Source organism: Rhodanobacter sp. C05 (assembly GCF_002001165.1).
GTDB lineage: Bacteria > Pseudomonadota > Gammaproteobacteria > Xanthomonadales > Rhodanobacteraceae > Rhodanobacter.
On sequence record NZ_MUNQ01000016.1, the window covers coordinates 64,518 to 76,409 of the forward strand.

At 58.9% G+C, this 11,892-nt stretch carries 9 protein-coding genes; 3 read left to right on the forward strand and 6 right to left on the reverse strand.

Annotated features, from left to right (window positions below):
- Positions 1–232: 232 nt before the first annotated feature.
- The 5 genes from B0E51_RS13585 to B0E51_RS13605 all read right to left on the reverse strand — a co-directional run bounded on the left by B0E51_RS13585 (position 233) and on the right by B0E51_RS13605 (position 6,198).
- Positions 233–1,270, reverse strand: a complete 1,038-nt coding sequence (locus B0E51_RS13585; RefSeq protein ID WP_077439584.1) for a zinc-dependent alcohol dehydrogenase family protein — start codon at positions 1,268–1,270, stop codon at positions 233–235.
- Positions 1,271–1,478: 208 nt separating this feature from the next.
- The gene (locus tag B0E51_RS13590) at positions 1,479–2,906 is read right to left on the reverse strand and encodes an MBL fold metallo-hydrolase (RefSeq protein ID WP_077445420.1); all 1,428 of its coding nucleotides are present in this window, start codon (positions 2,904–2,906) and stop codon (positions 1,479–1,481) included.
- A complete protein-coding gene (locus tag B0E51_RS13595) occupies positions 2,903–3,823 on the reverse strand; it encodes a ribose-phosphate diphosphokinase (RefSeq protein ID WP_077445422.1) in 921 nt (306 codons plus the stop codon). Before B0E51_RS13595 ends, B0E51_RS13590 begins: the two co-directional genes overlap by 4 nt.
- Positions 3,820–5,364 carry a thymidine phosphorylase family protein gene (locus B0E51_RS13600; RefSeq protein WP_077445423.1) on the reverse strand — a complete coding sequence of 515 codons (1,545 nt, stop codon included), beginning with the start codon at positions 5,362–5,364 and terminating at the stop codon, positions 3,820–3,822. Before B0E51_RS13600 ends, B0E51_RS13595 begins: the two co-directional genes overlap by 4 nt.
- A gap of 183 nt (positions 5,365–5,547) precedes the next feature.
- Positions 5,548–6,198, reverse strand: a complete 651-nt coding sequence (locus tag B0E51_RS13605; RefSeq protein ID WP_077439580.1) for a BON domain-containing protein — start codon at positions 6,196–6,198, stop codon at positions 5,548–5,550.
- Positions 6,199–6,486: 288 nt separating this feature from the next.
- Here B0E51_RS13605 and B0E51_RS13610 point away from each other — a divergent pair, with 288 nt between their 5' ends.
- Entirely contained in the window at positions 6,487–8,859 is a 2,373-nt protein-coding gene (locus B0E51_RS13610; protein ID WP_077439579.1) for a phosphoketolase family protein, read from the forward strand.
- 66 nt (positions 8,860–8,925) lie between these two features.
- On the opposite strand, the gene B0E51_RS13615 is transcribed toward B0E51_RS13610, so the two are convergent.
- The gene (locus B0E51_RS13615) at positions 8,926–9,258 is read right to left on the reverse strand and encodes a high-potential iron-sulfur protein (RefSeq protein ID WP_077439578.1); all 333 of its coding nucleotides are present in this window, start codon (positions 9,256–9,258) and stop codon (positions 8,926–8,928) included.
- 229 nt (positions 9,259–9,487) lie between these two features.
- Between B0E51_RS13615 and B0E51_RS13620 the strand changes: the two genes are divergently transcribed.
- Together B0E51_RS13620 and B0E51_RS13625 are read left to right on the forward strand one after the other, a co-directional pair.
- Positions 9,488–10,876, forward strand: coding sequence for a cytochrome C (locus B0E51_RS13620; RefSeq protein ID WP_254424010.1), 1,389 nt, complete (start codon positions 9,488–9,490; stop codon positions 10,874–10,876).
- A gap of 178 nt (positions 10,877–11,054) precedes the next feature.
- Positions 11,055–11,882, forward strand: a complete 828-nt coding sequence (locus tag B0E51_RS13625; RefSeq protein ID WP_077445425.1) for a universal stress protein — start codon at positions 11,055–11,057, stop codon at positions 11,880–11,882.
- The last annotated feature ends 10 nt before the right edge of the window (positions 11,883–11,892 follow it).

Sequence of the window (11,892 nt, forward strand, 5' to 3'; positions counted from 1 at the left end):
CACACGTGCCCAAAGAGCGGGCACGATCTCATGACGCAACTCTCCTGCCTTGAAACCGCTGCCCTGGTTTTGGATGATCACGTCCTGACCGAATTCTGCGGAGGGTGCTGACCTTGCATGTGGTACCACCGATGCAAAAACGACAATGGAGCAGACCTGTAATCCGATCGTGATGTCCGCGTATAGCCTGGAAGAAGTAACCGGGATCCCCATACGCACCAAAAAACCAACCCTATGCCTCGATGATGACCTTGAGCGCATGGGTCTCCGCGGCGTGGCCAAATGCTTCGTATGCATCAATGATCTTGGCGAGAGTGAATCGGTGTGTGATCAGCCGCGTCGGGTCGATCTTCCGAGATTGCACGGTTTTAAGAAGCATCGGTGTTGTCACGGTATCGACGAGCCGCGTGGTGATCGCGATGTTCCGATCCCACAAACGCTCCAGATGAAGATCTACCTTGGTGCCATGCACGCCGATGTTGGCGATGATGCCACCAGGTGCCACGATCTCTTCGCACAGCTCGAAGGTGGGTGGGACGCCAACGGCCTCGATCGCGGTATCGACGCCCCGGCCGTTCGTCAGCTGCAGCACTTTCTCGACCGCCTTGCCATCGGCGCTGTTGATAGTCGCGGTGGCACCAAATCGCCGGGACACTTCCAGGCGGTTGTCGTCCAGATCGACCATGATGATTCCCGCTGGCGAATAGAACTGGGACGTCAGCAGCGCTGCCAATCCGATGGGTCCGGCACCCACGATCGCGATGGTTGATCCCGGCTGCACCTTGCCGTTGAGCACGCCGCATTCGAAGCCAGTGGGCAGAATGTCGCTCAACATCACCAAGGCCTCTTCGTCAGCGTCGACGGGAATGTGGTAAAGGCTGGTGTCGGCGTAGGGAATGCGAACGTATTCGGCCTGCGTGCCGTCGATCGTGTTGCCGAGGATCCAGCCCCCATTGACGCAGTGCGAGTACATCCCCTTGCGGCAGTAATCACATTTCCCGCACGACGAGATACACGAGATGATCACATGGTCGCCTGGCTTGAAAGCGGTGACAGCGGAACCGACCTTTGAGACAACGCCGACGCCTTCGTGACCGAGTATCCGGCCTGGCGCGCAGGTAGGCACATCGCCTTTGAGGATGTGCAGATCCGTTCCGCAGATCGTCGTCTTGAGGATTTTGATGATGGCGTCCGTGGGTGCAGTAATCTCCGGTATCGGGCGATCTTCGAGAGCCTTCTTCCCCGGCTCCAGGTAAACAAGCGCTTTCATAATGAACCTCGTAAGTTCGTTGTGCCGGCAGTGGACGCGAAGCACTGAAAAGCCTCGGGCCCGGTGCGCGATGGCCCAGTCGACTCGAGTTGCCTGACTTCGGCATCAGTGAACAGGCTCGACCGTGTCAGCCGTATGGCTGCGAACACACAATGGCAACATCGAAACGACAACATCTTGATCGCGATCAAGAAGCAGGCATATGCCCCTATGTAAGTTCCGTTATCGATTCAGCCAGTACCACAGCCTCTTGCGCCTGCGGGATCTGGCAGGCGAAACCCAGTTTTTCGAGGCATGTCTCCATAGCCCGCATACCTCGCTCGTACTCTCCATGGACGAGCAGCACGCGTTTGCGACTTGTGTTGCCGAGCCAATCCAGCAGCGCAGATTGATCGGCATGTGCCGAAAATCCATTGATGGTCCAGATCTGCGCATTCACGTTTATTTCTTCGTGGAAGATGCGCACGCTTTTCGCGCCATCGACGATCCGTCTGGCCAAACTCCCATTCGCAGCGTAGCCGACGAAAACCACACTGCTGCGCTGGCGCCAAAGGTTGTTCTTCAGATGATGAAGCACTCGGCCGCCAGTACACATGCCTGAGCCTGCCAGGATGATGGCACCGCCTTCAATATGATTGATCGCCATCGATTCCGCAGTGTCCCGGCAAAAATGAAGATTCGGCATGGCAAAAGGATCGCTTTGCTCCAGCTCCTTGCGAAAATCATCGTCAAAGCACTCAGCATGGCGACGGAATATTTCAGTGGCCGAGATGGCCATCGGGGAGTCCATAAATACCGGCGTATGCGCGGGAACCTGGCCTCCCTGGATGCCTCGATGAAGGTAATAGAGAACTTCCTGAGCGCGCTCCAGTGCAAACGTGGGGATGATGACATTGCCTCCGCGTGCCAATGTCTGTTGTATCGCGCGATACAGTTCATCGACAGAATCGGGAAGCGCGCGATGCGGCCGATCACCATACGTGGTCTCCATCACCACGTAATTCGCTTCAGGTGCGGGAACCGGATTGCGCAAGATGGGCCGTCCTGGGTTCCCCAGGTCACCGGAGAAAAGTATGCGCAGTGGCTGCGCCCCCTGCTCGATGGTGACCAGGATGGACGCCGAACCAAGAATATGACCGGCATCCTGAAAACGTGCGCGGACACCGTCGATAACAGGCACGTCCATGTCGTAGGCCACCGGATCGGCAAAATAGTCCATGGCATGCAATGCATCGTCCAAGGTATAGAGAGGCTCGCTGTATGCTTCATCGCGCCGCCGCCCGCTACGTTGCGCACGACGCGCATCCTCTTCCTGCAGGCCCGCTGCATCCAACATTACGACGCGAGCGAGGTCACGAGTCGCCGCTGTAGCCAGGATACGTCCGTGAAATCCCTCACGAATCAGTTTGGGGATTCTCCCGCAATGGTCGAGGTGCGCGTGGGTCAGCAGCAGAACGTCGATGCTGGCGGGATCGAATCCGAAAGGCTCGAAATTGGCCCGTTCCTGCTCGCGGCCGCCTTGGAAAAGGCCGCAGTCGATCAGCACGTGCCGATCGCCACAACGCAGAAGATGACATGAGCCAGTAACCTCCCTGGCCGCCCCGTGGCAACTATAGATGATCTTTTCGGTACTCATGCTGGTGTCCTCCTCGCTGTCTCGGTCGGGTTAGCCTCACACAGGCTGACCATCGCTTCGGCGACCGGCTTGCTGATGTCGATCTGCGTCGTGTCGGTGATGACGCTGTTGCTGGTGACAACCAGCCCGGCTCCCTCAGCGAGCAGACCTTCAAGTGCACCCTCGGCGAATACGCCATGCACGGCTACGCACACAGGCGGCAAGGATGTCCTTGCATGCAGGCAGCGCAGCGTCTGAACCATGGTCTCGCCGCTGGCGATGATGTCGTCAACCAAGACCGGCGTGTGATCCCGCCACTTGTCCATCTCAGGCAGAAGGATTTCCACATCGCGATCGCCATGGCGTTCCTTGTGCGCCACAACGCTCGGTGCACACAGCAGGTTCGACACCGCCGTCACCCACTGCGCACTTTCCTGATCTGGCCCGACGATCAGCGGCATTGTTACGTGGGCATCGATCCAGACAGCCAGTTGCGATGCCACATGCACGACGTGCGCAGCGTTCGGATATACCTCGGCAAGCGTCGCGTAGCGATGCAGATGCGGGTCCACCGTGACCAACCAATCGAAGGTGTGACCCAGCCAATCAGCGAAGATCTTGGCGGAAATGGCTTCGCCAGGATGGAAGCGCTTGTCCTGGCGCATATAGGCCAGATAAGGGGCTACCAGGCCGACGCGCGCCGCACCCAGTTCGCGCGCGGTCGCTGCCGCCATCATCAAAGGGAGTGCCTTGGGATCCGGGCGATCCAGCGTGCATACGATCACGGCGTCGCCGCCCGGGGTTGGTGGTGCCATTCGAACCAGCGTTTCGCTATCCGGGAAATGGTGCAGCAACAGCTGCCGGCGTTGATAACCCGTATGCAGCGACAACAATTCGGCAAAAGCCTCATTGCCGGGCATGGCATAGAGCGAGTTCATGTGGACGCCTCGACGTAAACGATGCAGGGATGCCGGGATATGTATTCCATCGCGTAAGCCAGCTCACCGGGACTTTGCGCGTGGATCGTGAAAAGTGGTTGCCCGGCCACCACCACTTCACTGAGATGCGCGTCGAGCGTCAGCCCGGCTAGCGGTGCGGCAGGCGCACCGGCCAGCTTGGCGACGCGGGACAAGCGGCGATTGTCGATCGCACTCACACGCCCTGGCTGCGCGGCCGGAACAACTTGCTGATAAGCGGCCTTCCCCGGTGTACGCATACCGCCCTGCGCGGCGCAAATGGCTTGGAAGCGCTGCCACGCCCTGCCCGTCTCCAGGCAGGCTGTCGCCATCGCAAGCGAGGAGCCGGCGCTCGCAATGTCACCCAGCTCCAATACGGCGGCGGCGACAGTCAGGGCATGAACACGCAGATCAGCCGGGGCATGCGGTTCGTTGCGCAGCACCGCCAGGACATCGTGCGCTTCCAGCGCAGGGCCGATGCCGCGCCCTATCGGTTGGCTACCATCGCTGATCAACACGCGCAGCTGCAAGCCGAACGCGGCCGCCACTCGCTGCAGCAATGTAGCCAGCGACTCTGCTTCCGCTTGATCGCGCACCTTGGCGGTCGGCCCGACCGGGACATCGATCACCACGTGGGTGGAGCCTGCCGCTATTTTTTTCGACAGCACGGACGCAACCAGCTGTCCGGCGCTGTCGACGTCCAGTGCACGCTCGATGCGGATCAGCCTGTCGTCAGCGGGAGCCAGATTCATGGCGCCGCCCCAGGCGATGCAGCCGCCGCAGGTTTCCACGACGCGGCGTATCTGCGTTTCGTTCAGATCGACCGGCGCCAGCATTGCCATGGTATCGGCGGTACCTGCCGCCGAGGTAATCGCACGCGAAGACGTCTTGGGTATCGTAAGCCCCAGTTCTGCCGCGATTGCCACCACGATGGGTGTGGTGCGATTGCCTGCGAGCCCGCCGATGCAGTGCTTGTCGACAACCAGGGGTTGCCGCCAATGCAGCTGTGTGCCGGTCTGCACCATGGCTTTCGTCAGCGCGATGACTTCTTTGATACTCAGGCGATTGCCGCCGCCGGCGGTGATGAAGGCCGCCATTTCAATGGTGGAATAACGATTGCCGACGATGTCCTGGATGATTCCGTGCAGTGCAGACTCATCCAGTTCCTGGCCGTAGATCTTCGCCCGAACCGAAGCCAATGAGTCCACGCTCGGCGGATGAGCAATGATCACGCGCTCGTCGGCGCCAGGCTGCAAGGAAAGCCATGCCGACTCGGATAACCCGACCTCATCCGCGCCTAGCAAGCCGTCCTGAACGATGTTCAATGTCGCCAGCACTCGCTGCGTACCCACGCGGAGCTCAAGACGAGAATGCGCGCCGAATCCCTCACTGCGGCAAACGGGCGAATCCTTATTGAGGTACACGACATGCTCATGCCCGGTGTCGATGCCAAGCCGGCGTATGTGACCAGCTTCAAGGCGCGCCCCGGGAAACGTTTCGACCCCTGTTGTTTGAGCGGACATGGATATTCAGGCAGGTAATAATCGTGTTCCGGGAATGTTTACGCCGCTTCAGGGGTGGTCGACTTGACCTTCATCAATTGAAGGCTGCCTGAAGCCCGAGGTGATGCAGCTTAAGCATGGCAATAGAGCGAAAAAAAAAGAGATCGCATCGAAGCGATCTCCTTCTCCAAACAAAGGAAGTGACTAAGCGACGACCAGATGATCGATAACATTCTGTACGCCAGGCGCACTCCAGGCAGCCCATTCGACCGCACTGCGCTCGGCCAACGAATCGACCTCACCCGTCAACGTCACCGTTCCCTCCTCCACGCCAACCGTGATGGCGGTAGCATCGAAATGAGCGCGACGATACAGCGCTGCTTCAATCTTGGTCTTGACACCACGTGGCTCGATTCGCGGGCGCATGATGATCTTGTTGACTACGCCCTTAACGCCATACAGGTTGCGAACACTGGCTTCTGCAGCGTTTCGAACGAAAGCCCATTCGACTTCGCCAGAGAGCGTGACCCAACCATTTTCGACTACAAGCTTGACCGTATCCTTTGGAATCGAAGCATTCCAATCGATGGCTTGGGCGGCCGCCCAAGCAATTTCCGTATCGCTGCGCTGATGTGGGCCTGGCAAAACCACGTCGAGTTCGACCGCAATGCTCTTGATGCCCGCGACGCGCTGCGCTGCCCGCTCAGCGGCCCATTTCTGCGAATAGCTGTCGACATGACCCGACAAGGTAGCGACCCCTCCCGATACCTCCACGCCGATGCGACTGGTTTCCACCGAGGGCTCCCAGTCGAGCTCGTTCAGGATGTCTTCTTGAAGTTGACGATCATTTTTCATGAGCTTTCCTCAAATATTTGATCAGTGAATGCATTGCAGGCACAAGCAGGTCGATGCGAAGTGGAAGGTCGCAATCGATGCGTAGTCACTTTAGAAATGGGACATGTCCGCGTGTTGATCTAGATCAACCTTGCAGCACATTCCAACGGCGCCGCGTGCGCAGCAGATTACGGGTACGAAAGGCACGCCTCCCCTTGACGTAAATCAAACCGCCCCTCGCCCATAGGGCTTAAAAGATGGCAGTGACGCGTGGTGATCACCACACAACCCATCTAACCGGGAGGCCCTATGCCAAACCCCTTGTCCGCCAAACAACTGCAGAAAATGGACGCCTATTGGCGCGCCGCCAATTACCTGTCCGTTGGCCAGATCTATCTGCGCGACAATCCGTTGCTGGAAACGCCGTTGAAGCGCGAACACATCAAGCCGCGCCTGCTCGGTCATTGGGGCACCACGCCGGGCCTGAACATGCTGTACGTGCATATAAACCGGCTGATCAAGCAAAACGATCTCAACATGATCTTCATCACCGGCCCAGGCCATGGTGGACCAGGACTGGTGGCACAGACCTATCTGGAAGGCTCGTATACCGAACGCTATCCGGCGATCGAGCGTAACCGCGATGGTATGCGACGACTGTTCCGCCAATTCTCCTGGCCGTACGGCGTGCCCAGCCATGTTTCGCCGGATACGCCCGGCTCGATCCATGAAGGTGGCGAACTGGGCTACTCGCTTGCGCACGCGTTCGGTGCGGCGTTCGACAATCCGGATCTGATCGTCGCCTGCGTGGTGGGCGACGGAGAAGCGGAAACCGGAGCGCTGGCGACCAGCTGGCATTCGAACAAGTTTCTCAATCCCGCGCGCGACGGTGCAGTGCTGCCGATTCTTCATCTGAACGGTTTCAAGATCGCGAATCCGACCATTCTCGCGCGCATCAGCCGTGAGGAATTGGTGAACCTGTTCCGCGGCTATGGCTACGAGCCCTATTTCGTCGAAGGCAGCGACCCAGCCGCCGTTCATCAGGATCTTGCCGCCACGCTCGATGAGATCCTCGCCAGGATCCAGAGCATTCAGCAGGCAGCACGCGCGAAAAGCGGAACGATCCAGCGCCCGCGCTGGCCGATGCTGATCTTCCGCACTCCAAAAGGCTGGACCGGGCCCAAGACCGTCGACGGCCTGCCGGTCGAAGGCACCTGGCGTGCGCACCAGGTGCCGATTGCGCAGTTCGACAAACCCGAGCACGTCGCTCAGCTCGAAGCCTGGATGAAGAGCTATCGCACGGAAGAACTCTTCGATGGCACCGGCCAGTTCCGCCACGAGCTGGCCGCAATCGCACCGACCGGACACCGCCGCATGGGCTCCAATCCGCACGCCAATGGCGGGGAACTGCTGGAGCCGTTGGTGATGCCGCATTTTCGCGATCATGCGGTAGCTGTCAACGCGCCGGGTTCCGTCGAAGCCGAGGCGACACGTGTGCTCGGCGGCTTTCTGCGCGAAGTCATGCGTCTCAACCTGGACAGCCGGAATTTCCGCCTGTTCGGGCCGGACGAAACCGCATCCAACCGGTTGGATGCGGTTTATGAAGTTACAGGCAAGGAATGGATGGCCGACATCGATCCGGTCGATGACCATCTCAGCGCCGATGGCCGTGTCATGGAAGTTCTGAGCGAGCATCTATGCGAGGGTTGGCTGGAAGCCTACCTGCTCAGCGGCCGCCATGGTTTCTTTTCCTGCTACGAAGCATTTATTCACATCATCGATTCGATGTTCAACCAGCATGCCAAGTGGCTGAAGGTCGCGCGCCACATTCCGTGGCGTTCACCCGTAGCGTCATTGAACTACCTACTTACTTCGCATGTATGGCGGCAGGACCATAACGGCTCCTCGCACCAGGATCCCGGCTTCATCGATATCGTTGCGAACAAGAAGTCGGAAGTGGTGCGCATCTACCTGCCGCCAGACGCCAACTGCCTGTTATCGGTGGCCGATCATTGCCTGCGCAGCCGCAACTACATCAACCTGATCGTGGCCGGAAAGCAACCGGAATGGCAGTGGCTGGATATCGACGACGCCGCGAAGCACTGCGCCGCCGGCGCCGGCGTATGGGAATGGGCGAGCAACGATGGTGGCAACCCAGATGTCGTGATGGCCTGCGCGGGAGATGTGCCGACGCTCGAATGCCTGGCCGCCGTGACCCTGCTGCGCGGCTTCATTCCGGACATCCGGATCCGCGTCGTCAACGTCGTGGATCTGATGGTGCTGCAGCCGCAATCCGAACATCCGCACGGACTGTCGGAGCGCGATTTCGACGCGTTGTTCACCACGGACAGGCCGGTGATTTTTGCCTTCCACGGCTACCCATCACTGATTCACAAGCTGACTTATCGTCGGCGCAATCATGACAATATCCATGTGCGCGGCTACAAGGACGAAGGCACCACCACCACGCCGTTCGACATGGTGGTATTGAACAATCTCGACCGTTATCAGCTAGCGTTGGATGCCATCACGCGCGTGCACCGCTTCGGTCCTTATGTCCAACAGGCTACCGAGCGGTACTGGGCAATCATGGAACGGCACAAGCTCTATATCAGCGAGCATGGCGAAGATATGCCCGAGGTGGCTGCGTGGCATTGGCCGGCACATGGCCCCGCGCGTTAATCGCTTTTCTGTAGCCAAATTGATGTGCACATCCCATGCTGATGTGCACATCACATGCGGTTCGTATCAAGCTTTCTTCTGTGTATACGAACTGCACCAGCCTTTCGCATTGACGGCCTTGCCCGGGAACAACTGGCAGGGGCCATAGCCGTCTGCTGCACCTGAGTAGAACTGGCAGTTGGCGCAAGTGCTCCCGGCCTTATACAGGGTGTTCTTGGTTGTACTTGCATCCTCGACATAACCAAGCGCCTTAGCGGTAGGGTCGGAATCGGTTACGTGCAGCAAGTCGGAAGCGCGCACAAGCCCTGTGATGCTCGTCAGGGCGGCCGTTGCGGACATGACCACCGTCATCTTCAGAAATTGACGGCGGGACTCCAGATTTCTCTCACGATATGTCATGGGTGTTCTCCATCAGTACTCGGTTGATCGGGGCTCGCGTGCACGGGGCTGGCGCACATTTGCGATGGGCTTGATGGCCACGATATTTGCGTTGCGCCCGTACTTGATTGATCTAGATCAAACGTCTCGCCTTTGGTCGCGGCAGACTTTCATGCAACTGCTTCCACACCGTGCTCGGCGCTCCGGACACACCGTATTGCACTGAAATGTAACCGCATCGGGGAAGAACATGGCCGTCGATAGCACATCCCTTCGTGATTCATTTGGCCGAACCGGCCGCATCATGCTGGCGTTTGGTCTTTGTGTGCTTGTGGTGCTGATTTTCTTTTCGACACGCGTCCGTGCCGTGCCTGCTTTTGCCAGGCAGACGCATCAGCCCTGTGTGGCCTGCCATGTGGGAGGCTTCGGACCGCAGCTGACCCCGTTTGGGCGCCAGTTCAAGTTGCTCGGCTACACCCTGAAAGTGGGCAATGACGCCAAGGTGCCCCTGTCGACGATGCTGATCGAGTCGTTCACACATACGCAAAAGGCTCAGACTGCACCCCCTGCAAGCGGCTTTGGCACGAATGACAACACCGAGCTTCAACAGGCATCGCTCTTTTTCGCAGGTCCGCTCACCGACCACCTCGGTGCGCTCGCACAGGCAACCTATTCGCAGAACGGCGGCCTGCTCGGATGGGACAACTCCGACGTGCGTTATGCACGCACGTTGACCACGGGTAGTCACACCACAATCTGGGGCGTGTCGCTCAACAACAATCCGAGCCTTACGGATGTGTTCAACACCGCGCCTGCCTGGCAGTTTCCCTATACGGCACCGGACTTGGCGCCCGGTGCACCTGCGGCGCCGATCTTGATGGGCGGCCTTGCACAGCAAGTGGTGGGCATAAACGGGTATGCGCAGATCGATAGTGCGTTGTATGTCGAAGCGGGCGCCTATCGCTCGCTGTCACCGTCCTTCCTGCGCACCGTCAATGGCGATTTCAATGGGCGCCTGGCCGGCATTACGCCTTATGCACGTGTTGCCTACACCTGGAACCTTCCCAAAGGAAATCTCGAACTGGGTGGCTTTGCCTTGGACGCGCGGCGTGGCTTGCCTGGTACCAATGCTGTTGGTGACGCCGTAGCGATCTCCGGTCCGACAGACAAGTTTCGTGACCTTGGTATTGATGCAAGCTACCAGTTCTTGAACGGCGGCAATCACCTCTTCACGGTCAATGCGCTCTACCTGGGGGAGCACCAGCGACTGGATGCCACCTATGCGGCGGGAGGGTCGTCCAATCTGGACAACACCATGCATGCCATCAATATCAACGGCAGCTACTGGTACAAGAACACCTGGGGTGCAACGCTCGGCGCGTTCACCAACGATGGCAGTCGTGACGTCACGCTGTACGGCAACAACGGCAGCCCCAATACCAACGGTGGCGTTGTCGAGTTGAACTGGAACCCGTATGGCCAAGCCAGCTCCTGGGCCGAGCCTTTCGTCAATGTCCGCTTCGGCCTCCAGTACACCTTCTACACGCGCTTCAGCGGGCTTGTTTACAACGTGGATGGCGCAGGCCGAAGGGCGACTGACAACAACACGCTCTATCTATTTACGTGGCTGGCATTCTGAGTGATTGACCACCATGGAGCGCCGTGCAACAGGCGAACACAGGCCGGAAATGCCTCATCGTGAATCAGACGCCTTGATTCTGGCCGAGTCGAAGCGGACACGTTTTCCGATGGATCGACATCAAGCGTGAGGCGTTGTCCGCTCATCAGGCTATTTACACCCAGCGAGGGGAGCAGACATGAGAGACATTCTGGCCTATGCCAATCGTTTCGAATCATGGTCGCCGGGCCTGGAGTACGCGGCACGTCTTGCCGCCTCCTTCGACGCTGCACTGACAGGCATCTATATCTACCCCGCGCCATTGCCGATAGCGCCTACCTATGTGGCGGCCGACTTTCTGACGTACACCATCGAAAACACCCGTCGATTGGAGCAGAGCGCGTGCGCAGCGCGGACGTCGTTCATCAATTGGGCGGCAAAGCTCGGCGTGCAAAAAGCAGCCTGGCAAGTGGCCGAAGGAGATGTACCGCACGTCTTGGAAAACATCGGTAATTGGCACGACTTGCTCGTGATCGACCGCACAACTGAGTGGCCGCGGGAAAGCACCCCACTGCTTGGCCAGGTCATACTGAAAAGCAGGCTGCCCTGCCTCATTGCCCCATCGACGAAGGCCCCGTCGTTATCGCTTGACTGCATTGCTCTGGCCTGGAACGGGTCGCCCGAAGCGATCCGTTCCATTCATGCAGCGCAACCGTTCCTGGCACGCGCCAAGCGGGTGGTGGTATTACGTGGGGCATCGCGGGATGCCATAAGCGAGATTGGCTGGAAGCCGGAGTTCGAGCTGTCCGACTATCTGCAGCGTCATGGCATTCGCGCCGAGGAGAAGCCTCTGATGGCCAATGACGAAGACGCTGGTGCAGCACTGCTCGCTTCCGCGAAAGCGGTTGGAGCCAACATGCTTGTTATGGGTGCCTATGGCCGCACCCGTTTCAGCGAATGGATCTTCGGCGGTGCCACCCGCCACGTGCTCAATCACGCCGACATTCCTGTGTTCATGCGGCATTGATGGATCTAGC

Coding starts and splice junctions, on each gene's coding strand:
- B0E51_RS13585 (WP_077439584.1), bottom strand. CDS start 1,270: ATGAAAGCGCTTGTTTACCTGGAGCCGGGGAAGAAGGCTCTCGAAGAT.
- B0E51_RS13590 (WP_077445420.1), bottom strand. CDS start 2,906: ATGAGTACCGAAAAGATCATCTATAGTTGCCACGGGGCGGCCAGGGAG.
- B0E51_RS13595 (WP_077445422.1), bottom strand. CDS start 3,823: ATGAACTCGCTCTATGCCATGCCCGGCAATGAGGCTTTTGCCGAATTG.
- B0E51_RS13600 (WP_077445423.1), bottom strand. CDS start 5,364: ATGTCCGCTCAAACAACAGGGGTCGAAACGTTTCCCGGGGCGCGCCTT.
- B0E51_RS13605 (WP_077439580.1), bottom strand. CDS start 6,198: ATGAAAAATGATCGTCAACTTCAAGAAGACATCCTGAACGAGCTCGAC.
- B0E51_RS13610 (WP_077439579.1), top strand. CDS start 6,487: ATGCCAAACCCCTTGTCCGCCAAACAACTGCAGAAAATGGACGCCTAT.
- B0E51_RS13615 (WP_077439578.1), bottom strand. CDS start 9,258: ATGACATATCGTGAGAGAAATCTGGAGTCCCGCCGTCAATTTCTGAAG.
- B0E51_RS13620 (WP_254424010.1), top strand. CDS start 9,488: ATGGCCGTCGATAGCACATCCCTTCGTGATTCATTTGGCCGAACCGGC.
- B0E51_RS13625 (WP_077445425.1), top strand. CDS start 11,055: ATGAGAGACATTCTGGCCTATGCCAATCGTTTCGAATCATGGTCGCCG.